The organism is Bombilactobacillus mellifer, assembly GCF_000970795.1.
Taxonomy (GTDB): Bacteria; Bacillota; Bacilli; order Lactobacillales; family Lactobacillaceae; genus Bombilactobacillus; species Bombilactobacillus mellifer.
This window is the reverse complement of sequence record NZ_KQ034028.1, coordinates 323,533-345,160: the sequence shown is the minus strand read 5'-3', so window position 1 is coordinate 345,160 and position 21,628 is coordinate 323,533. Positions and strand designations below refer to the sequence as shown.

Below are 21,628 nucleotides of genomic sequence, written 5' to 3'. Positions count from 1 at the left end.
CTTGAGCAGCATCTACCGCCTTTTGGGCAGCACCTGCAGCATCTTGTTTAGCAGTTACAGCGTCTTCAGCAGCTTCTAGTTGTTTATTAGCTGCATCCATGGATGGTTTGAGCGTATTGACCAACTCATTCATTTTGGCCTGTTCGGCACCTAAAACAACATTGCCGTCATCTAGTGCCTTTTGGGCAACATCGACATCTTTAGCCTTGGCGCTGACAGCGTCTTGAGCTGCTTCTTCTTGCTTTTCAGCGAAGTCAAAGATATCCTTCAAGCTTTGGGTTAATTGATCCATTTCTGCTTGAGAAACATCCAAATTTTTATGAGCCTTTGATAAGGCATCCTTGGAACTATCAGCAGCGCTTTGAGCTTTGCCAACTTGTTCTTTAGCGGCGTCAGCTTTACCTTTGAGTTCATTAGCTTTGTCATTGGCCTCGTTAAAGGCGGCATGAGCCTTGTCGAATTTGTCTTTAACTTGATTAAAATCAGCACTAGGTTTGCCAACTTGTTGCTCTAATTGAGCTCTTTCCGCAGCATTTTGACTTAAGGTACGGTCCGTTTTATCCTTAATCGATTGATTATTACTTTGTTCAGCAGCTACCGCATCAGACAGTTTGTCGATTTGGCCTCGAGTTGCATTTACTTTATTTTGAGCATCTTTAACAGCCTGACCATTCTGGGCCTCTTCAAGTGCGCTTTGCTCAGCACTAATGGTATTTTGAAGGTTAGATTTAGCAGCTGTCAGTCTAGCTAAATTAGCAGAAGCATTTTGAAAATCTTCTACTGCACTATTATAGAGCACATCTGCTTCATGGAATTGACCTTGGAGGTCCTCATTATTTGGATTCCTCTGAGCCACGTCCTGAGCTGCGGTGCGAGCTTGTTTTTTGCTATCAACGCGACCTGAGGCGTTGTTAAGATTACGGACTGCGTTAGATATCTGTGCTCCTAAAGAGTCAAGTTGTTGGTTGTCCTGCTTGAGCGCTTGATTGAGATTGTAAAGTGCTTGACTACGATCGTCTTGAGCTTTATCGAGAGCTGCGCTATCAGTTTGCTCTTGTTGGCGAGCCTGAGCCAAAGCATCCTGCTTGTTTTTTAAAACTGCATTAGCCTGATCCATTTCTGCTTTAGCTTGTGCATCAGATTGAGCTAGTTCTTCTAATCTCGATTTGGCGGCATTATTCCCAGAGGCATTTGCTAAATCATCTTGCGCTTTTTCAAAAGCAGCTTGAGCTTCGTCAGCTTTGGAATTAGCTTCAGTAGAAGCATTAGCAGCACTAGTATAATTTTGGCCAGCTGTTTCCAGAGCTGCCTGGTTTTGAGCTGAAGCATTTTGGGCTAGTGCCAATTCTTGTTTGAATTGATTAACTTTTTGTTGTTGCGCATCCAATTGGTCTTGTGCACCTTTGGCTAACTTCTTAGCGTCAGCAATTACTGGAGCTTGTTTGTCTCTTTCTGCGGCTAAAGCATCTTTTTTAGCTTGTAAATTGCTCTTCGCATTTTGAACCTTTTGGGCTGCTTGATCAACTTTTTGCTGCTGAGCGTCCAATTGCTGCTGTGCTAACTTATTAACTTGCTTAGCATTGGCGATTGTGGCAGCTTGTTTATCCTTTTCAGCGGCCAAAGCATCATTCTTTTGCTTAAAATCAGCTTTAGCGGCCTCCAATTTCTTCTGCGCTGCATCAACCACTTTTTGCTTAGCGGCAATGGCATCTTTCGCAGCTTGAATTTTAGCATTGCTTTGAGCAGATACTTTCTTATAATTCTGTTTCGCAGCTGCTAGTTGCGACGACAAACTATTCGCTTCTTTTTGCTTGTCAGCCTTTGAACCAGCTACTTTTTGCAATTGTGTTGCGCACACATTAGCACTGGAAGCAACTGCCGAAACTGCAGGCGCCGTGCCTAAAGCTAAGGCAGAGACCCCCACTAAACCTAAGTAGGTTAATTTCTTATTATTCATATTTAAACCCCTCTAACATATTAGCGTCCAAAACAAAACATATAAATATGTTCTGACTGAATTATACGGTACGGCCCTCCAAAAATCTAACCGGACGCTCTAAAATAATTCAAATTGTCATAAAATACTTTTTGTTTTCCATCACTTTAACAGGCTTATATAACTTTTTTTGAGTATTTACATAATTTTTAAGCAATAATATTAGACTAAGTTGTAAGGTAGTGCTTATTGCCCCCACCGGATGCCAAGCTGGAAAATGGGCTTGCACTAACGGTTGATAACGACTTGTTCACCAGTAAATCTTTGATAAGTTGCGTGATGTATTTGTAATTTCTACTGCTACTTTAAAATACTAGTTATTCTAAAGCTTTATACTTACCATGATTTAATGAATCGTCTGCTACTGTTTCAGTTAATCTGATGAATCCAAATATTTTATACAAAAAAAGCACTTCCTCTATTGAGAAAGTGCTGATCTTCTGGAAAATAAACTCCCTAACGTTTGGAGAATTGTGAAGCTTTCCGGGCCTTTTTCAGACCTGGTTTTTTCCGTTCTTTCATCCGCGGATCACGTGTTAACATTCCCGCACGCTTCAAAGGTCCCCGAAAATCAGGATCAACTTCTAATAAAGCCCGGGCAATGCCGTGACGAATAGCGCCGGCTTGACCGGCAAAGCCGCCACCATTAACGTTTACTACTACGTCGTAGCTGGTAGCCGTTTCTGTAATATCTAAGGGTTGTTTTAAGTCTTTGATTAAACTAGGTGAAGGAATGTAGTCGCGTGCATCCCGATCATTGATTGTAACTTTGCCTTTACCAGGTACTAAGCGCACCCGCGCAACTGAGTCTTTACGCCGACCAGTACCTGCATAAGATACTTGTGCCAAATTTTTGTCCTCCTTAAATCAACTTATTAATGTCTAAAACTTCTGGTTGTTGCGCCGCATGCTTATGTTCTGAACCTGCATAAACATACAATTTTTTAAATTGTTGACGGCCAAGAGAATTCTTTGGCAACATTCCCCGAATGGAAGTTTCAATTAAGCGTTCTGGCTTTTCAGCCCGCATCTTGCCAGCCGAAATAGCTTTCAAGCCACCAGGATGATTACTATGATGATAGTAAATCTTATCAGTCGCTTTTCGACCAGTTAGTTTAACCTTTTCTGCATTAATAATAATCACATTATCGCCCGTATCAACGTTTGGGGTATAAGTTGGTTTATTCTTGCCACGTAAAATCGTAGCCACTGCTGAGGATAGCCGTCCTAAAACAACATCCGTGGCATCAATGAGATACCATTTACGTTCAACTGAGCTTGCTTTCGCTAAAGGTGTTGTACGCATGTATTTTCCTCCAATATCTGTGCCTGTTTACACACTCAATAAGTTTCCGGGGCCTATCGTGGGGTAAACAATACCATGAAAAAGTATACTATGAAATCAATCATTAAGCAAACAAATTTTTTTAATAATAAACTTTTTGTAAATATAACCCACTGGCAGGGGCTGTCATGCGTGCCTGTTGGCGATCACGGACGTTGAACAACCGTTGAATATCATGTTGGGCACGTCGGCCACTCGCAATTTCCAATAAAGTGGCCACCATAATCCGAACCATATTATATAAAAAACCATTACCATGAAAGATTAACCTAATCTCTACCGGATAATTAGTACTATCCACTTGGGCAGTATAAATGGTTCGCACTTTGTTTTGAATCACGCCGCCGCTAGCGGCAAAACTACTAAAGTCATGGGTGCCGACTAAATCCGCCATCGCAATCTGGAGTCGTTGCAGGTCTATCTGATAGGGATAATGTCCGGTATACAGCCGCAAAAAAGGATTCGTATACCGCCCTAAAGCCACCCGATATTCGTAAATTTTGCTTTGCACGTCAAAACGGGCATGAAATTGCGGACTCACGGCCTGCACTTCGGTAAATAAAATATCTAAAGGCATTAGACTATTCAATGCTTTCAACATGCTATGCACTGGTAAATGGTTGGGATAATCAAAAGAAATCACCTGACCATAGGCATGGACGCCGGCATCGGTCCGCCCTGAACCAATGACTTCTACGGGCTGGCCCTTGGTCATCTTCTGCAGTGCCGCTTCAATTACTCCTTGAATCGTTAATAACTGCGGCTGGCGTTGAAAACCGTGATAGCGCGTGCCATCATACTGTAAAGTTGCTTTATAATTTGTCATTAATAACTCCGTAATCCGATTAAACAAACTGCTAACAAACCAAAAACCACTAACATCCAAGTATCAGCTGCTTGCCACTGTAGTTGTCGATATTTACTGCGCCCCTCGCTGCCATGATAGCCCCGTGATTCCATTGCGACTGACAAATCATAGGCAATATTAAAACTACTAACAAATAAGGGAATTAAAATCGGTACTACGGCTTTAATTTGATTAATGAGACTCCCCTCACCAAAATCGACTCCGCGGGCCCGCTGAGCATTCATAATTTTAGTGGTTTCATCTGAGAGCAACGGAATAAACTGTAAAGCAATCGATAACATCAACGCAACTTCATCTACCGGAAAATGAACAATTCTTAACGGCTTTAGCAAATACTCCATCGCATCCGACATTTGCAGCGGCGTAGTAGTGACTGTTAATAAGGTAGAAATAAAAATAATTAATAAAAACCGAATAAAAATAAAAAGCCCATTGAGAATGCTTAACTTTGAGAGAGAAAAAATCCCCCATTGCCAAAAGGGATCTCCTCCCGGCGTAAAGAACATTTGCAGTAACACTGTAAATAAGATCAAATAAATCATGGGGCGAATCCCTTTAATAAAAAATTTCAACGAGATGCCCGATAATTTCACTGCCAGCAGGACAAAAGCTGTTAAGAGCAGATAAGTTTCCCAATTATTGGCCAAAAAAACAATCAGCACAAATAAAAAAGTACCCACAAATTTGCCACGTGGGTCTAAATGATGAATCAAGGAATCTCCTGGTAAATAGCGGCCAATAATTAATTTACCCATTTATACCTCCTAATTGCCGTCGTAATTGTTGCACTAATTGCGGTTCAGTAATTGGCAACGACTCAAACTGAAAACCTTGTTGGACTAGCTCCTGGGCAAAAGCAGTCGCTTCCGGAACTTGTAAGTTGTGCTGGATTATAAAATCCTGGTCATTAAAGAGCATCTGCGGCGTAGTGCTTCGAATCAACTGGGCATTTTCCATAATTAAAACGCGATTACAATATTGTGCTACATCTTCCATTTGATGAGAAATTAAAATAATCGTGGTCCCTTGCCGATTTAAATTCGCAAAGAGTTCCATTAATTCAGTATGCGCTTGAGGATCCAATCCCGCCGTCGGTTCATCTAAGATTAACACTTGCGGTCGGGCTGCTAGGACGCCGGCAATCGCCACCCGGCGCATTTGTCCGCCGGACAAGTCAAAGGGCGACTGTTCTGCAATATCCGCTGGTAATTTGACTAAATCCAGCATTTCTCGCGCTGTCGCTTGAGCCTGCGTTACACTAGCGCCAAAATTTTGGGGACCAAAACAAATATCTTTCAGCACCGTATCTTCAAACAGTTGTGCTTCTGGAAATTGAAAAACCATCCCCACTTTTTGGCGTAATTTTTTGAGATGCTTATTTTTGGAATCAGGAGTAATCGCCCGTTCTCCGATATGAATGACTCCCGCTGTCGGCTTTAAGAGTGCGTTCATATGTTGCACCAGTGTTGATTTGCCACTGCCCGTTTGCCCAATAATCGCCACAAAATCGCCGTCATTAATCGTCAAGTTAACATTTTTAATTCCCGTGGCAGCTAACGGACCACTGGATTGATAAATATGTGTTACATTTTCAAACGTAATTGGCATAATTCGCGAATTAACCTCGATTTGTTGTGATATTGAGCGGTAACTGGAACTCCTGCCGCCCGTAGATCGGCTTGGAGTTGTTGCGTAAACGGAGGTTGCAAACCTAATTCCGTCAAATTTCGTAAATTACTAAATATTTGTTCTACTGTACCGGTTTTAATAATCTGGCCGGCTTGTAAAATGACAATTTGATCAGCTTGCACAATTTCAGCCATACTGTGCGTAATTGATAAAATGGTAATCTGTAATTGCTGTTGCAAGTCCTGCATAATTCGTAAAATATCTTCGCGGCCTGTAGGATCCAACATACTAGTCGATTCATCCATAATAATAATGCGGGGCTGCAAGGCAATGACTCCGGCAATCGCTACGCGCTGTTTTTGCCCCCCGGATAAAGTTTGAGGCGCTTTATGGGCAAAAGCGGTCATTTTGACTTGCTCTAGGGCCCAGTGCACGCGCTGCTGCATTTGGTCACGCGGCATCCCCTGATTTTCCAAGCCAAAGGCCACATCATCTTCTACCGTTGCTCCGACAAATTGATGATCCGGATTTTGGAAAATCATCCCAATCTGCTGCCGCATTTGCCAAAGATTATCGGTCGTTAAAGGTTGTCCGCCAATTTTAATCGTTCCCGTATCGATCGGCAACAAGCCATCTAAAATTTGCGCTAAGGTGCTTTTACCACTACCATTGAGGCCGACAATAGCCACCCACTGATGAGCCGCTACCGTTAAGGAAACTTGTTGTAAGGCGGGGTGAGCCGCATTTTCATAAGTATAACTTACCTGATCTAATTCAATAATTGGATCCATTTTATCACCCAAATTATAAATTGTCTGTGTCCATCATAACACAACATTAAGGGCTGCTCTGGTCGGCTTTCAGGAGAGCCCGCGTCAATTTTATGTAAAAAAAAACCATTCCCGAAAAGTAGCGCGAAAGCTTTGGAGCTAGACTTAGTTAACATAACCAACATCATAACACTCACTACTAATCGAAAGAATGATCATTCAGTTTCTAATAATTAGCTGCTTAAACTAGTTCAATAATTGCCATTGGTGCAGCATCACCACGGCGCGGTTCTGTCTTCAAAATACGAGTATAACCGCCTTGGCGATCTTGATAACGTGGAGCAATGTCGCTAAACAATTTTTGTAAAGCCGATTGTACAACCACGGCATCATCTTCTTCGCTAATATTAGCGACTTCTTGACGTAAATAACGTGCTGCCAAACGCCGCGCATGTAAATCACCGCGTTTAGCCAAGGTAATCATTTTTTCTGTAGTTTTTCGAACTTCTTTCGCCCGAGTTTCCGTTGTCACGATATGTTCATTAATCAATAAATCTGTGGTTAAATCACGTAACATGGCTTTCCGTTGTGCTGATGGGCGCCCTAACTTACGATAACTCATGTTGGTCCCTCCGATCTTTTTTAGTCATCTTGCCGTAGTGATAATCCTAAGTTCTCCAATTTCACTTTTACTTCTTCTAGTGACTTGCGACCTAGATTACGCACTTTCATCATGTCAGATTCAGTTTTGTCAGTTAATTCTTGAACAGTATTAATACCGGCCCGCTTCAAGCAATTGTACGAACGCACTGATAAGTCCAGCTCTTCAATGGTCATTTCCAGTTTCTTCTCTTTGCGAGTTTCTTCTTTTTCAACCATCATTTCGGCATTTTTGGCTTCGTCAGTCAATTCTACAAAAATTGTTAAATGTTCAGTTAAAACTTTGGCGGCTAAACTGATCGCTTCTCGTGGGTCAATCGATCCATTAGTCCAAACATCTAACGTCAATTTATCGAAATCGTTTCGTTTCCCTACACGAGTATGTTCAACTTGATAATTGACACGAGAAACAGGGGTAAAAATTGAATCCACAGGTAAAACACCAATCGGAGTTTCATCCGTTTTGTTTTGTTCAGCGGGAACATACCCACGGCCATTTTTGATACTCATCCACATATGGAAATGACCACCTTCAGCCACCGAGCAAATATATTGATCAGGATCCAGAATCTCTAAATCTGCATCAGTCTCAATATCCGCAGCAGTTACTGTCTGAGGACCATCTACATTGATTTCAACTTTTTTGACCTCATCAGAATGCAATTTCAAAGAAAGCTTCTTAATATTTAAAACAATCTCAGTTACATCTTCTAACACACCATCAATTGTTGAAAATTCATGTAAAACTCCATCAATCTGAATATCAGAAACTGCAGTTCCTGGCAAAGATGCTAACAAAACCCGCCGCAATGAATTACCTAAAGTTGTTCCATAACCACGTTCAAGTGGTTCAATAACATATTTACCATAGTTATCTGCTTCATCAATTTTAGTAATAACAGGTTTTTCAAATTCAATCATTATTTATGTTTTGCCCCTTTCCACAACGATTCCATCAATAAAAATAAATTTTTGCTTGAGGCCAAAACTATACTCGACGACGTTTTGGAGGACGAGAACCATTATGTGGTACTGGAGTTACGTCACGAATAGCCGTAACTTCCAAACCTGTTGTTTGCAAAGAACGAATGGCAGCTTCACGGCCAGAGCCTGGACCTTTAACTGCTACTTCGACGCTTTTCATGCCATGTTCCATGGATTCCTTAGCAGCGGCTTCGCCAGCCATTTGTGCAGCAAAAGGTGTTGACTTACGGCTACCTTTAAAACCCAATGCCCCTGCTGATGACCATGAAACTGCATTACCATGAGTATCAGTAATCATTACAATGGTATTATTAAAAGTTGAATGGATATGCGCAACACCAGATTCAATATTCTTTTTTGTCCGCCGCTTGCGTGAAGTCTTTCTATTTGGCATGTGCTTACCTCCTTTTTAGTTATTTCTTTTTGCCCGCAATAGTAACTTTCTTGCCTTTACGAGTTCGAGCATTATTCTTAGTATTTTGTCCCCGAACCGGTAAACCCCGACGATGACGCATGCCACGGTAAGAACCGATTTCTTGCAGACGTTTAATATTCATACTAATTTCACGGCGTAAGTCACCTTCAACTTTAACTTGGTCAACTTGCGCACGCAATTGTTCTTCTTGATCTGGAGTTAAGTCCCGTGTCCGAACATCTTCGGAGACGCCGGCAGCGCTACAAATCTTTTGGGCAGTCGAATTACCAATCCCAAAAATGTATGTTAATGCTACGACAATACGTTTTTCACGAGGTAAGTCCACACCTGCAATACGTGCCATATTTGGTAACCTCCTTTTTTAACCTTGACGTTGCTTATGCTTTGGATCGGCAGAACAAATAACCATTACCCGACCCTTACGTTTAATCACTTTACAATGTTCACACATTGGCTTAACTGATGGTCTAACTTTCATTATAAATCCTCCCATCTATTACTGACGGATCTTGAGTACTAACACTATCTGAAACGGTAAGTAATACGTCCCTTAGTTAAATCGTAGGGCGATAACTCCACAGTCACTTTATCGCCCGGTAGAATTCGAATATAATGCATCCGAATTTTGCCAGAGACATGCGCTAAAATGGTCGCTCCATTTTCCAATTTAACTTTGAACATCGCATTTGGCAAAGTATCAGAAACGGTTCCTTCAACTTCAATTACGTCATCTTTAGCCAAAAAACATCCTCCTCGTTTCCTTTTCAACACAAAAATAGTGAGAGCATCGCACTCACCATAGCATATACTGACTCAGTATATCATAGACTACAGTGCTTGCCAATAAATTAATGCAATTGACTTAATATTTTATCAATGATTTGAAAAACCTGGTCGATGTTTTGATTACCATCAACTTCATGGTAGACGCCGGCTTTTTGATAATAATCAATTAACGGCGTATTCATCTTTAAATTGACTTCCAAACGATTTTTAACAGTCGCCGGCTGATCATCATCACGTTGGTAAAATTCATGTCCGCCACAACGATCACAGGTTCCTGGTACTTTAGTTGGATGATTAATCTTATGATAAGTTGCCCCACAATTACGACAAATAAAGCGGCCGGACAAGCGATCAATCAGAATTTGTGTAGGCACTTGAATATCGATGACGGCATCCAAAGTTTGCTTTAATTCCTGATTAATCTGCGTTAAAGCTTGCGCTTGCTCTAAGTTGCGGGGATAACCATCTAACATATAACCGGATTGTTGAATATCGCTTTGACTTAATCGTTCTTTGACAATGGCATCTGTTACTTCATCAGGAACTAATTCACCTTGATCAATGAAAGATTTAGCTTTCAGGCCGATCGGCGTTTGTTGACTCATCGCATCGCGAAACATATCTCCCGTGGAAACATGCACCACTTGGTAGTGATCAACTATCATTTCAGCTTGAGTGCCCTTACCTGCACCCGGTAGTCCCATCAAAATTAAATTCATTTATTTGCTCCTCTTTCTAGCGAATAAACCCGACATATTCGCGCTTCATTAGTAATCCTTCCAGCTGTCGTGTGGTTTCAATGGCCACGCCGACTACAATTAACAAACTGGTTCCCCCTAATCCAATGGATTGCGGCAAACCAAATAAATTAGTTGCTAATTGTGGCAATAAAGCAATTAAGCCTAAGAAGATCGCCCCAACGGTCGATAATCTCATTAATAAGCCGGAAACATATTTGATCGTTTCATTACCGGGCCAAATTCCAGGAATATAAGCTCCTTGCTTTTGTAAATTTTCCGAAAGCTTTTCGGGATTTACTTGCACAAAAGCATAGAAGAAGGTAAACAAGACAATTAAAATCGTATAAAAGATGGAACCAGCTGTTGTTTGCAAACTAAAGATATTTTGCATCACTTGATACCAAGCTTCACCACCATGCGAGCCTTGAAAGGCCATTAAAATCGTTGATGGTGTAACAATTAAAGAACTTGCGAAAATAACCGGAATCACCCCGGCTACATTGACTTTTAATGGTAGGTAACTTTCAGAACCACCGCTCGTAGCCCGGCGAGTATATTGAATAGGAACTTTTCGATTAGCTTGTTGGACAAAGGTCGTAAATTGAGTAACGAGCAAAACGGCCACTACAATAAGTACCAAAAAGCCAATATTTAACCACAGATCTTTGGTATTGGTAGTACTGAGCAAGCGTTCTTTAATCATTTGATATAATCCTTGCGGCAATCGCGCCACAATTCCTGCAAAAATGATCATCGATACGCCGTTACCAATCCCTTTATCAGTGATTTGCTCACCCATCCAGGTTAATAACATCGAACCGCCTGTCATAATTACACCTAACACAAGAAACGTTTGAACAGTAGGTTTGTTAACTAAGTGAATATTACCTAAGCCGCTCAATGCATTAAATCCAGCCGTAATGCCGATTGATTGAATAAAAGCTAAAATAATTGTGAGGTAGCGCGTTACTTGATTTAATTTTCGCCGACCAACTTCCCCTTGTTTGCTCCATTCCACAAATTTGGGTACGATATCCATTTGTAATAGCTGAATCACAATTTGGGCTGTAATATACGGTGAAACCCCCATTGAAAAAATGGAATAATTGGATAAGCCGCCACCACTAACTGTATCTAATAAAGGAACTAAACCCGAAGAACTAACTTTTTCCATTGCAGCAACATTAACGCCGGGAACTGTGATTTGTGCTCCTAAACGATATACTGCCAAAATAAATAACGTAAAGAAAATCTTTTTTCGTATTTCTTTGACTTTGAGAGCATTCTTAAGTGTACCTAGCATTAAATCACCTCGACAGATCCACCTGCAGCTTCAACTGCTTGTTTCGCAGCTTCTGATACTTTGCTTACTTTAACTGTTAGATTCTTATCTAATTTACCATTAGCTAAGAGTTTAACACCAGCTAATTGCTTTTTAATGATTTTCGAATCCAACAAAGCTTGGGCATCAACGGTACTCCCAGCTTCAAATTGATTTAAATCACTTAAACTGACAATCGCATATTCTTTACGATTAATATTGTTAAAACCTCGTTTAGGCATCCGCCGGAATAATGGCATTTGACCACCTTCGAAGCCAATCCGTGTCTTGCCACCACTTCGTGACAATTGACCTTTTTGACCACGACCAGCTGTTTTACCATAACCAGATGAAGTGCCACGACCGACACGTTTACGTGCTTTGCGAGAACCGGCACTAACTTCTAATTCATGCAACTTCACTTGAAGGCACCTCCTTTGAAATTAATTATTAAACTTCTTGTACATCCACTAAATGCGCAATTTTTAAAACGGCACCCCGAATTGCCGCATTATCAGGCTTAACCACGGAACTATTAATCCGTCCGAGGCCTAATTCTTTGGCAACTTTGCGTTGTTCTGGAATACGGTGTGCTACACTGCGCTTTAAAGTAATTTTAAGTTGATTAGCCATTGTGTGCTCTCCTAACCTTGAAATTCATCTGCAGAAACACCCCGTAGTTGGGAAACTTCTTGCGCAGTTTTCAAATGAGATAATGCATCCATAGTTGCTCTAATCATATTAATTGGTGTATTACGACCTAAGGATTTGCTGGTAACATCATCAATACCAGCTAATTCCATAACTGCCCGGACGGAACCACCCGCAGCAATTCCAGAACCAGCAACGGCCGGCTTTAATAAAACTTGACCTGCGCCAAAGCGACCAATAATTTCGTGTGGAATCGTTGTACCAACGGTTGGTACTTCAATTAAACTCTTCGTTGCAGCATCAACAGCCTTGCGAATGGCCTCAGGAACTTCTTGCGCTTTACCGGTACCTAAACCAACGTGTCCGTGCTTGTCGCCCACGATCACAATGGCTGCAAAACGCATCCGACGACCACCTTTAACAACCTTGGTAATCCGATTAATCGCAACTAAACGATCTTCTAATTCTAGATGTGATGGATCAACAAAAGCCATGAATTATATCCCTCCTTCTTTATTAAAAGTTCAAACCATTTTCACGAGCCGATTGTGCTAAAGCTTCAATCCGGCCATGATAAATGTAACCGCCCCGATCAAAGACAACTTCCGTTTTGCCAATTTTAGTTGCCCGTTGAGCAATCAATTGACCAACTGCACTCGCTTGTTCGGTCTTGGTAGCACCAGTAACTTCTTTATCTAAGGTTGAGGCACTTGCTAGCGTGACACCCGCTACGTCATCAATTAATTGAGCGTAGATGTTTTTATTTGAACGAAAAACGTTTAAGCGTGGGCGCTCAGCAGTACCAGAGATTTTAGCACGAACACGGCGGTGACGCTTAATCCGTGTCTTGTTCTTGTCTGGTTTAGTTATCACAATTTTCACCTCATTGTATTATTTTCGTCAAACTAGTAACTATTTACCAGTCTTACCTTCTTTACGACGAATATGCTCATCAGCATACTTAATTCCTTTACCTTTGTAAGGTTCTGGTGGACGAACATCGCGAATTTCAGCAGCAAATTGACCAACATTTTGTTTGCTGATGCCACTGATATTGATTTGCGTGTTCGAAGGAACATCCACGGTCAAACCTTCAGGAGTATCCATTTCTACTGGATTGGAATAGCCCACATTTAATACTAATTTATTGCCTTTTTTCTGAGCCCGATATCCAACACCAACCAGTTCCAAAGACTTGCTGAAACCTTCATGGACACCGACCACCATATTATTCACGTTAGCCCGCGTAGTCCCATGAATAGCCTTGTCACTTTCATTGCTGCGTTCAAATTTTAATTCATTATCAGCTTGAACAATTTTAATCTTCGGACTGACATTGCGGGTCAACTCGCCTTTTGGTCCTTTGACAGTTACCGTATGTTCAGTCTCATCTACTGTAACAGTAACGCCTTCAGGGATCGTAATCACTTTATAACCAATTCGACTCATGCGAAGCGCACCTCCTTTGATTGTTTTAAATTACCAAACATAAGCGATAACTTCGCCTCCAACATCTTTGGCCCGTGCCTCACGATCGGTTAAAATACCTTCAGATGTGGAAAGAATTGCGATTCCCAAGCCATTTAAAACTTTAGGAACAGCATCAGCTTTTACGTAGTTACGCAAACCAGGTTTGGAAATTTTCTTTAATCCGCTAATTACCCGTTCATTGTCTTTACCATATTTCAAGTAAATTTTGATCATTCCTTGTTTATGATCTTCAATGACTTCGTAATCCCGGATGAAGCCTTCACGCTTGAGGATTTCTGAGATACTCTTTTTCATGTTCGAAGCTGGAACTTCGACACTTGCGTGACGTACCATGTTTGCATTACGAATACGGGTTAAATAATCCGCAATCGGATCTGTCATAGACATGTGCCAACCTCCTATTTGTTAATTTTTACCAACTAGCTTTTCTCATACCAGGAATTTGACCTTTATGTGCCAATTCACGTAGGCAAATTCGGCAGAGCTTAAATTTACGATAAACAGAATGCGGACGACCACAGCGTTCACAACGTGTATAAGCTCTCGCAGAAAACTTGGCAGGACGATGATTCTTGGCAATTAATGATTTCTTAGCCAACAGCTTGACCTCCTCAATTATTTAGCAAACGGCATTCCAACTTGAGTCAAAAGTTCTTTGGCTTCTTCATCAGTTTGAGCAGTCGTGACGATGACTACGTCTAATCCCCGAACCTTATTCACTTTGTCGTAATCAATTTCTGGGAAAATCAACTGTTCTTTAATTCCTAAAGTATAGTTTCCCCGCCCATCAAAAGACCGTGGGTTTGTGCCATGAAAATCCCGTACTCGAGGTAGAGAAACATTAATTAATTTGTCTAAAAAGTCATACATCCGGTTACCCCGTAATGTCACTTTAGCTCCGATTGCCATGCCTTCACGTAACCGGAAACTGGCGATAGATTTCTTTGCCTTAGTTACTAATGGTTTTTGACCGGAAATTAAAGTTAATTCTTCTACCGCACTATCGAGATTTTTGGAGTTGGCAACTGCATCACCAACACCCATATTCAAAACAATTTTGTCAATTTTAGGAACTTGCATTACTGACGAATAGTCAAATTTTTTAACTAAACTTGGAACGATTTCTTCAACATACTTTTTATGCAGAGCATTTTCCATCTAAATGTAGGCCTCCTTTCTCTAATTATTGAGCATCTTGATCTGCTGAATCATCAGCGGACTTATCAGGTTTTTCAGCGGCTTTAATAACCTTGACATTGGAAGCATCTAAAGGAGCTTCGACATCTTTAATACCGCCGTTTGGCTCAGTTTGGGTCGGCTTTTGGTGCTTTTTCACCATGTTGACACCCTTTACTGTTACCTTATTTAACTTGGGAAAGGCTTGGAGAACTGTTCCAGTTTTTCCTTTGTCTTTTCCAGCAATCACTTTGACATTGTCACCAGTCTTTACAAACACTGACTGAGCACCTCCTTTGGGTCTCTTTTTATAAAACTTCTGGCGCTAAGGAAACAATTTTCATAAAGTCGTTATTCCGTAATTCCCGAGCAACCGGGCCAAAAATCCGGGTACCTTTAGGGGTTTTGTCATTATTAATGATCACCGCAGCATTTTCATCAAAACTAATGTAAGAACCATCAGGACGATGCGAACCAGAAACAGTCCGTACAATTACCGCTTTAACCACGTCACCCTTTTTGACAACGCCACCTGGTGTTGCCTGTTTAACAGTCGCTACGACCACATCGCCAACGCCCGCAACTTTCCGGCCGGATCCGCCTAACACTTTAATGGTTAATAATTCACGTGCCCCTGAGTTATCGGCAACACGTAGACGCGTTTCTTGTTGAATCAAGTTGAAATCCTCCTCTCACAAACGTAATGGTCGTTTAAATCTTAACAGCTTTTTCTACAATTTCGATTAAACGGAAGCGTTTAAGCTTGGATAAAGGACGAGTTTCCATGATACGAACAATATCGCCAACTTTTGCTTCATTGTTGTCATCTTGGGCATAAAACTTTTTCGAATATTTGAAGCGTTTGCCATAGACAGGGTGTGTTTTATAAGTATCAATCGACACAGTAATGGTTTTATCCATTTTGTCAGAAACAACCCGACCTTGGTAAACTTTACGATGGTTACGAGTATTTTTTGTTTCGCTCAATTATTTTCTCTCCTTCCGTTATTTATTCTCTAATTCTTGTTGGCGCAAAACAGTTTTAATTCGGGCAATATTCTTACGAACCTTTTTCAAGCGAGCCGTATTTTGTAATTGGCCCGTTGCCTGTTGAAAATGCAAATTAAATAATTCTTCTTTATATTGCTTTTCTTTATCGTGCATTTGCGCAGTGGTTAATTGTCTAATTTCACTAGTTTTCATCAGATTGGCCACCTACTTCCTCACGCTTTACAAACTTGGTTTTGATCGGAAGTTTGTTGGATGCAAGTCTCAAAGCTTCCCGAGCAACTTCTTCTTGAACGCCGCCAATTTCAAACAAGACCTTTTCCCGTTTAACGACAGCTACCCAACCTGCAGGAGCACCTTTTCCGGATCCCATCCGAACACCAACACCTTTGGCAGTGTAGGATTTATGTGGGAAAATCTTGATCCAAACTCTTCCGCCACGTTTCATATAACGAGTCATGGCCACACGGGCGGCTTCGATTTGACGGTTAGTAATCCAGTGGGACTCCAGAGCTTGCAAGCCGTATTCACCGAAAACTACTTCCCGTCCACCTTTGGCTGCACCACGCATTTTACCACGAAATTCACGGCGGTGTTTTACACGCTTAGGTATTAACATCGACTAGTTTCCTCCTTTCGCTCCATTATTGTTCCGTTGTTTTTCATTATGATTCGGTTTATCAGGTAAAATTTCACCCCGGTAAATCCAAGTCTTAACTCCTAAATTACCGTAGGTTGTAGAAGCTTCGACCCAGGCATAATCAATATCAGCCCGCAGGGTATGCAACGGCACGGTACCTTCTGTATGCCATTCAGTCCGTGACATATCAGCTCCATTTAACCGCCCAGAAATTTGTGTCTTAATACCTTGAGCTCCGGCACGACGAGTTCTTTGTGTAGCCTGACGTTGAGCTCTCCGAAAGGCGATCCGGGCCTCTAATTGACGAGCAATGCTTTCACCGACTAATTTAGCATCGAGATCCGGCTTTTTGATTTCCACAATATTGATGTGAATATTCTTATTGGTTAAAGCGTTAACTTCTTTACGCAGTTTTTCAACTTCGGAACCACCTTTACCAATAACCATGCCCGGCTTAGCAGTATGGATGGAAACATTGATCTTCTTTGCTGCTCGCTCAATTTCAATACGTGAAACGGAAGCATTAGCTAATTTGGTCTCAATATACTTACGGATTTTTAAATCTTCCAATAAAAACTTGGAAAAGTCTTTTTTATCAGCATACCATTTGGCATCCCAATCACGGATGACACCAACACGAAATCCGATTGGATTAATCTTTTGACCCACGTTTTTCCCTCCTTATGGATTTATTTATTCGGTTTGTGAAACCACCACAGTAATATGACTGGTTCGTTTATTAATTGGTGAAGCAGATCCTTTAGCCCGAGGACGGAAACGTTTCAAAGTGGGGCCTTCATTGACATAAGCTTCACTAACTACCAAGTTTTGTGCATCTAAATCATAATTATGTTCGGCGTTGGCAATTGCTGATTTTAATACTTTAGCAACAATTGGCGAACCCGCCCGCGGGGTAAATTGTAAAATTGCCAAAGCTTCAGCAACAGTTTTACCCTTAATGAGTTCTACAACCAGGCGAGCTTTACGAGGCGCAATCCGAACTGTTTTTGCAACTGCTTTTGCAGTAGTAATTTCTTCAGCCATCGTTCAATCTCTCCTTTCTATGCTCCGGTCCTTTTGTCATCTTTGCTATGACCATGAAATGTCCGAGTCGGAACAAATTCACCTAACTTATGACCCACCATATCTTCTTGAATATAAACGGGAACATGTTTTCTTCCGTTATAAACTGCGATGGTGTAACCAACAAAGCTTGGAAAAATTGTGGACCGCCGGGACCAAGTTTTGATAACTGATTTCTTTTCACGATCTTTTTGAGCGTCAATCTTTTTCAATAAATGAGCATCAGCAAAGGGGCCCTTTTTCAAACTACGACTCATCAGACAACCTCCCTTATATTTGTTATCTTACGAATATTATTTTCTCTTAGTTTTACGATGACGTACGATAAACTTCTCAGATTGAGCACGTGAGGAACGAGTCTTCTTGCCGAGAGTCTTTTTGCCCCATGGTGATAATGGCGATGGCCGACCAACAGGTGCCTTGCCTTCCCCACCACCATGCGGGTGATCGTTCGGGTTCATTACGGAACCACGAACAGTTGGGCGAATGCCTAACCAGCGCTTACGTCCGGCTTTACCAATGTTGATTAATTCATGTTGTTCGTTACCAACCGAACCAACTGTCGCACGGCAGGTAGAAAGAATCATCCGCACTTCACCGGAAGCTAAACGAATTAATGAATATTTACCATCACGGCCTAATAATTGAGCTGAAGTCCCGGCGGAGCGGACTAATTGTCCCCCTTTGCCCGGCTTCATTTCAATATTATGAATAACTGTTCCTACGGGAATTTGAGAAAGCGGCAAAGCGTTACCGACTTTGATATCGGCATTGACACCTGATTGCACCTTTTGACCTACTTCTAAACCTTTAGGAGCAAGAATGTAGGCTTTAACACCGTCGTCATAATGTAGTAAAGCAATATTAGCAGAACGATTTGGATCATATTCAATTGCTTTCACGGTAGCAACTACGTCATCTTTGTTCCGCTTAAAATCAATGATGCGGTATTTTTGCTTATGACCACCGCCACGATGGCGCACCGTAATTTGACCATACGAATTACGACCTGAAACGTGACTTTGTGCTTGGAGCAAAGTTTTTTCCGGTTTAGTTTTTGTGATTTCCGCAAAATCTGAACCCGTCATGTTCCGGCGACCATTGGTGGTTGGTTTATATTTAATAATACCCACGCTTTTAACCTCCTATTTTATTCGTTTTCAAAAATCTTGATTTCTTTAGAATCTGCAGTTAACTGAACGATGGCTTTTCGACGTTTGTTAGTTTTACCAACATAGCGGCCGACACGTTTTTGTTTCGGCTTCACGTTCATAATATTCACCCGGGCAACTTTCACACCGAATATTTCTTCGATAGCTTGGCGAACTTGAAATTTATTAGCAGTAACTGCAACATCGAATACATACTTTTTGTCATCCATATCAGCCATGGAAGCTTCAGTAATTACAGGACGTAAAATGATATCTTGTGCTGCCATTATCCAAGCGCCTCCTCGATTTTTGCTAATGCTGCTTTGGTAATAATAGTTTGTTGATTGTTAATAATATCCAAGACGTTCACATTATCAGCAGTGATGGCTTTAACGCGAGCAATATTTTGAGCAGATAGCATAGCATTTTGATTGTCTGCTTCTACCACCAATAAGGTACGACCTTGCACCTTTAATTTATTTAATAAAGTTTGGAATTCTTTCGTGCTTGGTTTGTCGAATTTTAGTTCATCAATTACAATTAATTCTTTATCAGCAACTTTTTGAGAAAAAACTGATTTTAATGCTAAACGATAGACTTTGCGAGGAACCTTATATGCATAAGATCTTGGAGTAGGGCCAAAAACTACACCCCCACCACGCCATTGTGGGGAACGAATGGAACCTTGACGAGCTCGACCCGTTCCTTTCTGGCGCCAAGGTTTACGACCGCCGCCTCGAACCGCCGAGCGATTCTTAACTGCGTGAGTTCCTTGACGTAAGGATGCTTGTTGCATAATAACAACATCAGCAATGACATTATTATTAGGTTCGATTGCAAAAATTGCGTCATTAATCGTTGTCGAACCATTTTTGGCACCCGATTGTTGATATACATCTACATTTGCCATGAATTAATTGCCTCCCTTCTTATCTTATTTGGCGTCGGCTGTTTCAGCTGTGGAATCATCACTAATGATCACGCCAACGTTTTTTTGCCCTTTAATGCCTTTAATTGTTGATTGAATCTTCAATAAAGATTTATTAGCTCCCGGGACATTGCCTTTGATCATTAATAAATTATTGGTAGTATCCACCTTTACAATAACCAAGTTTTGAGTAGTTACCTGATTATTTCCCATCCGGCCGGGCAACATTTTACCTTTAAAAACCCGGTTAATAATCGAGCCCATTGAGCCGGGAATCCGGTGATAACGTGAACCGTGTGTTTCTGGACCCCGAGCCTGACCAAAGCGTTTAATATTGCCTTGAAAACCATGACCCTTCGTAATTCCAGTAACATCAACGACATCGCCATCTGCAAATGTGTCAACTTTTACTTCGTCGCCAACTTTATAGTCTTCCAAATTAACATTGCGAAATTCGCGAACGTAATGTTTAGGAGTCGTGTTAGCTTTTTTAGCATGACCTTGTTGCGGCTTGTTGGTCAGGATTTCACGACGATCTTCAAAGCCTAATTGTACTGCTTCGTAGCCATCATTTTCCTTCGTTTTTAACTGCATCACAACATTGGGTGTTGCCTGAACAACAGTTACTGGAATTAATTCACCTTGATCAGTGAAAAGTTGCGTCATCCCAACTTTTTTGCCAAGTATTCCTTTTCTGGTCATGAGTACACCTCCGTTAATTGATTTTGAGCATTATTATTTTAAATTAAAGTTTAATTTCAATATCCACACCACTAGGAAGATCAAGTTTCATTAATGAATCAACGGTTTTCGGTGATGGATTAACAATATCGATTAAGCGTTTATGAGTCCGCATTTCAAATTGTTCCCGCGAATCTTTAAACTTGTGTGGTGAACGAATCACAGTATATAAAGACCGTTCAGTCGGCAAAGGAATCGGCCCAGAAATTTGAGCACCCGTTCTCTTTGCAGTTTCCACAATTTTATCAGCAGATTGATCAATAATCCGATGCTCATAAGCTTTTAAACGAATACGAATCTTTTGACTTGCCATGGATTTCCCTCCTTCTTGCATCTTTTCCAGATACTGACTCCGTGAAAATTACCGACCGCCCTGCCGTGGCAAAGCGTCCGGGCGTGTCGCAACCTCTCACATCAAAGCCCGATAATTACAGGTTGCAAAAGCGCAGACTACACCCTTGTAACCAGCACTCTTACCATGCTACACGCTTCACCACAAAATTTCAAGTTAAATTTTATTTTTATTAAAATTTCAATATTCTGCCATTGGAGAATCGTTTCTAATATATAATAGAAGAAAAAAACAAGCGAGGTTGCAATCATGGTCAAAAAAGCATTACTTATTATTGATTACACTAATGATTTCGTTGATCCCCAAGGCGCATTAACTGCCGGTCAACCAGCAGTTGAATTAGCCCCGACCATTGTAAAATTGGCAGATGACTTCTTGCAGCAACAACAATGGGTGATTTTACCAACCGATTTGCATCGAGCCCATGATCCTTATCACCCCGAATCCAAATTATTTCCACCACATAATTTAGCCCACAGCTGGGGCCGGCAATTATATGGACCTCTCCAAGAATGGTATACCGAACACCAAAAAAACGATCAAGTCTATCAATTTGCTAAAAATCGCTATTCGGCTTTTGCCAATACCAATTTGGATAATTATCTGCGGGAACGCCAGATTACTGAATTGCATTTAACAGGCGTTTGCACTGATATTTGTGTTTTGCATACTGCAATTGCTGCTTATAATCTGAATTACCAATTAGTCATTCACCAACAAGCGGTCGCTACTTTTAATCCAGCGGGTCAAACTTGGGCCCTGGAACATTTCAAAAATAGCTTGGGAGCGACCATCGTTTAACAAAAAAGACCCTGACGTCAAGCCGTCAGGGTCTTTTTAAATTAGCTATTCAGTTTTTAGCACGCAGTTGC

At 41.2% G+C, this 21,628-nt stretch carries 37 protein-coding genes; 1 reads left to right on the top strand and 36 read right to left on the bottom strand.

What is annotated here, in order from left to right:
• The 36 genes from JG30_RS01655 to rpsJ all read right to left on the bottom strand — a co-directional run.
• Nucleotides 1-1,957, bottom strand: a 1,957-nt coding sequence (locus JG30_RS01655; RefSeq protein ID WP_179854010.1) for a coiled-coil domain-containing protein, incomplete at its 3' end; no start/stop codon positions are given.
• Between the two features lie 495 nt (nt 1,958-2,452).
• Complete coding sequence (gene rpsI, locus JG30_RS01650) at nt 2,453-2,845, bottom strand: 30S ribosomal protein S9 (RefSeq protein ID WP_046315654.1); 393 nt, start codon at nt 2,843-2,845, stop codon at nt 2,453-2,455.
• Between the two features lie 13 nt (nt 2,846-2,858).
• Entirely contained in the window at nt 2,859-3,302 is a 444-nt protein-coding gene (gene rplM / locus JG30_RS01645) for a 50S ribosomal protein L13 (protein ID WP_046315652.1), read from the bottom strand.
• A gap of 121 nt (nt 3,303-3,423) precedes the next feature.
• Nucleotides 3,424-4,167 (bottom strand): tRNA pseudouridine(38-40) synthase TruA, encoded by a 744-nt coding sequence (gene truA / locus JG30_RS01640; RefSeq protein WP_046315650.1) that lies wholly within the window; start codon nt 4,165-4,167, stop codon nt 3,424-3,426.
• A complete protein-coding gene (locus JG30_RS01635; RefSeq protein ID WP_046315648.1) occupies nt 4,167-4,964 on the bottom strand; it encodes an energy-coupling factor transporter transmembrane component T family protein in 798 nt (265 codons plus the stop codon). The genes truA and JG30_RS01635 overlap by 1 nt, the downstream gene beginning before the upstream one ends.
• Nucleotides 4,957-5,817, bottom strand: a complete 861-nt coding sequence (locus tag JG30_RS01630; protein ID WP_046315646.1) for an energy-coupling factor transporter ATPase — start codon at nt 5,815-5,817, stop codon at nt 4,957-4,959. Before JG30_RS01630 ends, JG30_RS01635 begins: the two co-directional genes overlap by 8 nt.
• On the bottom strand, nt 5,793-6,629 hold the full coding sequence (locus JG30_RS01625) for an energy-coupling factor transporter ATPase (RefSeq protein ID WP_046315644.1): 837 nt from the start codon (nt 6,627-6,629) through the stop codon (nt 5,793-5,795). The genes JG30_RS01630 and JG30_RS01625 overlap by 25 nt, the downstream gene beginning before the upstream one ends.
• Before the next feature lie 220 nt (nt 6,630-6,849).
• The gene (rplQ, locus tag JG30_RS01615) at nt 6,850-7,230 is read right to left on the bottom strand and encodes a 50S ribosomal protein L17 (protein ID WP_046315639.1); all 381 of its coding nucleotides are present in this window, start codon (nt 7,228-7,230) and stop codon (nt 6,850-6,852) included.
• A gap of 20 nt (nt 7,231-7,250) precedes the next feature.
• On the bottom strand, nt 7,251-8,189 hold the full coding sequence (locus tag JG30_RS01610; RefSeq protein ID WP_046315637.1) for a DNA-directed RNA polymerase subunit alpha: 939 nt from the start codon (nt 8,187-8,189) through the stop codon (nt 7,251-7,253).
• Between the two features lie 67 nt (nt 8,190-8,256).
• Nucleotides 8,257-8,646, bottom strand: coding sequence for a 30S ribosomal protein S11 (gene rpsK / locus JG30_RS01605; RefSeq protein ID WP_046315635.1), 390 nt, complete (start codon nt 8,644-8,646; stop codon nt 8,257-8,259).
• 19 nt (nt 8,647-8,665) lie between these two features.
• The gene (gene rpsM / locus JG30_RS01600) at nt 8,666-9,031 is read right to left on the bottom strand and encodes a 30S ribosomal protein S13 (protein WP_046315633.1); all 366 of its coding nucleotides are present in this window, start codon (nt 9,029-9,031) and stop codon (nt 8,666-8,668) included.
• Nucleotides 9,032-9,049: 18 nt separating this feature from the next.
• Nucleotides 9,050-9,166 carry a 50S ribosomal protein L36 gene (rpmJ, locus tag JG30_RS01595; protein ID WP_046315631.1) on the bottom strand — a complete coding sequence of 39 codons (117 nt, stop codon included), beginning with the start codon at nt 9,164-9,166 and terminating at the stop codon, nt 9,050-9,052.
• Between the two features lie 44 nt (nt 9,167-9,210).
• The gene (gene infA, locus JG30_RS01590; protein WP_045922248.1) at nt 9,211-9,429 is read right to left on the bottom strand and encodes a translation initiation factor IF-1; all 219 of its coding nucleotides are present in this window, start codon (nt 9,427-9,429) and stop codon (nt 9,211-9,213) included.
• A gap of 107 nt (nt 9,430-9,536) precedes the next feature.
• Nucleotides 9,537-10,193, bottom strand: coding sequence for an adenylate kinase (locus JG30_RS01585; protein ID WP_046315629.1), 657 nt, complete (start codon nt 10,191-10,193; stop codon nt 9,537-9,539).
• Nucleotides 10,194-10,209: 16 nt separating this feature from the next.
• Complete coding sequence (gene secY, locus JG30_RS01580) at nt 10,210-11,517, bottom strand: preprotein translocase subunit SecY (RefSeq protein WP_046315628.1); 1,308 nt, start codon at nt 11,515-11,517, stop codon at nt 10,210-10,212.
• Nucleotides 11,517-11,957 carry a 50S ribosomal protein L15 gene (rplO, locus tag JG30_RS01575; protein ID WP_046315626.1) on the bottom strand — a complete coding sequence of 147 codons (441 nt, stop codon included), beginning with the start codon at nt 11,955-11,957 and terminating at the stop codon, nt 11,517-11,519. Before rplO ends, secY begins: the two co-directional genes overlap by 1 nt.
• A gap of 28 nt (nt 11,958-11,985) precedes the next feature.
• Nucleotides 11,986-12,168 (bottom strand): 50S ribosomal protein L30, encoded by a 183-nt coding sequence (gene rpmD, locus JG30_RS01570; protein ID WP_046315624.1) that lies wholly within the window; start codon nt 12,166-12,168, stop codon nt 11,986-11,988.
• Between the two features lie 11 nt (nt 12,169-12,179).
• A complete protein-coding gene (gene rpsE / locus JG30_RS01565) occupies nt 12,180-12,680 on the bottom strand; it encodes a 30S ribosomal protein S5 (protein ID WP_046315621.1) in 501 nt (166 codons plus the stop codon).
• Nucleotides 12,681-12,702: 22 nt separating this feature from the next.
• Nucleotides 12,703-13,068 carry a 50S ribosomal protein L18 gene (gene rplR / locus JG30_RS01560; RefSeq protein WP_046315619.1) on the bottom strand — a complete coding sequence of 122 codons (366 nt, stop codon included), beginning with the start codon at nt 13,066-13,068 and terminating at the stop codon, nt 12,703-12,705.
• A gap of 30 nt (nt 13,069-13,098) precedes the next feature.
• Nucleotides 13,099-13,635: a 50S ribosomal protein L6 gene (gene rplF / locus JG30_RS01555; RefSeq protein ID WP_046315617.1), complete on the bottom strand. Its 537-nt coding sequence runs from the start codon at nt 13,633-13,635 to the stop codon at nt 13,099-13,101.
• A gap of 30 nt (nt 13,636-13,665) precedes the next feature.
• A complete protein-coding gene (gene rpsH / locus JG30_RS01550; RefSeq protein ID WP_046315615.1) occupies nt 13,666-14,064 on the bottom strand; it encodes a 30S ribosomal protein S8 in 399 nt (132 codons plus the stop codon).
• A 25-nt stretch (nt 14,065-14,089) separates the two neighbouring features.
• Nucleotides 14,090-14,275 (bottom strand): type Z 30S ribosomal protein S14, encoded by a 186-nt coding sequence (locus JG30_RS08850; RefSeq protein ID WP_084616625.1) that lies wholly within the window; start codon nt 14,273-14,275, stop codon nt 14,090-14,092.
• Nucleotides 14,276-14,292: 17 nt separating this feature from the next.
• Entirely contained in the window at nt 14,293-14,835 is a 543-nt protein-coding gene (gene rplE, locus JG30_RS01545) for a 50S ribosomal protein L5 (protein WP_046315613.1), read from the bottom strand.
• A 25-nt stretch (nt 14,836-14,860) separates the two neighbouring features.
• The gene (rplX, locus tag JG30_RS01540) at nt 14,861-15,133 is read right to left on the bottom strand and encodes a 50S ribosomal protein L24 (RefSeq protein ID WP_046315611.1); all 273 of its coding nucleotides are present in this window, start codon (nt 15,131-15,133) and stop codon (nt 14,861-14,863) included.
• A 28-nt stretch (nt 15,134-15,161) separates the two neighbouring features.
• Nucleotides 15,162-15,530: a 50S ribosomal protein L14 gene (gene rplN / locus JG30_RS01535; RefSeq protein WP_046315609.1), complete on the bottom strand. Its 369-nt coding sequence runs from the start codon at nt 15,528-15,530 to the stop codon at nt 15,162-15,164.
• 34 nt (nt 15,531-15,564) lie between these two features.
• Nucleotides 15,565-15,840 carry a 30S ribosomal protein S17 gene (gene rpsQ, locus JG30_RS01530; RefSeq protein WP_084616624.1) on the bottom strand — a complete coding sequence of 92 codons (276 nt, stop codon included), beginning with the start codon at nt 15,838-15,840 and terminating at the stop codon, nt 15,565-15,567.
• 18 nt (nt 15,841-15,858) lie between these two features.
• Nucleotides 15,859-16,056: a 50S ribosomal protein L29 gene (rpmC, locus tag JG30_RS01525; protein WP_046315607.1), complete on the bottom strand. Its 198-nt coding sequence runs from the start codon at nt 16,054-16,056 to the stop codon at nt 15,859-15,861.
• Nucleotides 16,046-16,480 (bottom strand): 50S ribosomal protein L16, encoded by a 435-nt coding sequence (gene rplP, locus JG30_RS01520; RefSeq protein WP_046315605.1) that lies wholly within the window; start codon nt 16,478-16,480, stop codon nt 16,046-16,048. The genes rpmC and rplP overlap by 11 nt, the downstream gene beginning before the upstream one ends.
• 3 nt (nt 16,481-16,483) lie before the next feature.
• Nucleotides 16,484-17,170 carry a 30S ribosomal protein S3 gene (rpsC, locus tag JG30_RS01515; protein ID WP_046315603.1) on the bottom strand — a complete coding sequence of 229 codons (687 nt, stop codon included), beginning with the start codon at nt 17,168-17,170 and terminating at the stop codon, nt 16,484-16,486.
• Between the two features lie 24 nt (nt 17,171-17,194).
• Nucleotides 17,195-17,545 (bottom strand): 50S ribosomal protein L22, encoded by a 351-nt coding sequence (gene rplV, locus JG30_RS01510; protein WP_046315600.1) that lies wholly within the window; start codon nt 17,543-17,545, stop codon nt 17,195-17,197.
• A gap of 17 nt (nt 17,546-17,562) precedes the next feature.
• On the bottom strand, nt 17,563-17,841 hold the full coding sequence (gene rpsS, locus JG30_RS01505; RefSeq protein ID WP_046315598.1) for a 30S ribosomal protein S19: 279 nt from the start codon (nt 17,839-17,841) through the stop codon (nt 17,563-17,565).
• 36 nt (nt 17,842-17,877) lie between these two features.
• A complete protein-coding gene (gene rplB, locus JG30_RS01500) occupies nt 17,878-18,717 on the bottom strand; it encodes a 50S ribosomal protein L2 (RefSeq protein WP_046315596.1) in 840 nt (279 codons plus the stop codon).
• Between the two features lie 17 nt (nt 18,718-18,734).
• Nucleotides 18,735-19,022: a 50S ribosomal protein L23 gene (gene rplW, locus JG30_RS01495; protein WP_046315594.1), complete on the bottom strand. Its 288-nt coding sequence runs from the start codon at nt 19,020-19,022 to the stop codon at nt 18,735-18,737.
• Complete coding sequence (gene rplD, locus JG30_RS01490) at nt 19,022-19,645, bottom strand: 50S ribosomal protein L4 (protein ID WP_046315592.1); 624 nt, start codon at nt 19,643-19,645, stop codon at nt 19,022-19,024. The genes rplW and rplD overlap by 1 nt, the downstream gene beginning before the upstream one ends.
• A gap of 24 nt (nt 19,646-19,669) precedes the next feature.
• Nucleotides 19,670-20,365, bottom strand: coding sequence for a 50S ribosomal protein L3 (gene rplC / locus JG30_RS01485; RefSeq protein WP_046315590.1), 696 nt, complete (start codon nt 20,363-20,365; stop codon nt 19,670-19,672).
• A gap of 43 nt (nt 20,366-20,408) precedes the next feature.
• Complete coding sequence (rpsJ, locus tag JG30_RS01480) at nt 20,409-20,717, bottom strand: 30S ribosomal protein S10 (protein WP_046315588.1); 309 nt, start codon at nt 20,715-20,717, stop codon at nt 20,409-20,411.
• 288 nt (nt 20,718-21,005) lie between these two features.
• Here rpsJ and JG30_RS01475 point away from each other — a divergent pair, with 288 nt between their 5' ends.
• The gene (locus JG30_RS01475; protein ID WP_046315586.1) at nt 21,006-21,557 is read left to right on the top strand and encodes a cysteine hydrolase family protein; all 552 of its coding nucleotides are present in this window, start codon (nt 21,006-21,008) and stop codon (nt 21,555-21,557) included.
• The last annotated feature ends 71 nt before the right edge of the window (nt 21,558-21,628 follow it).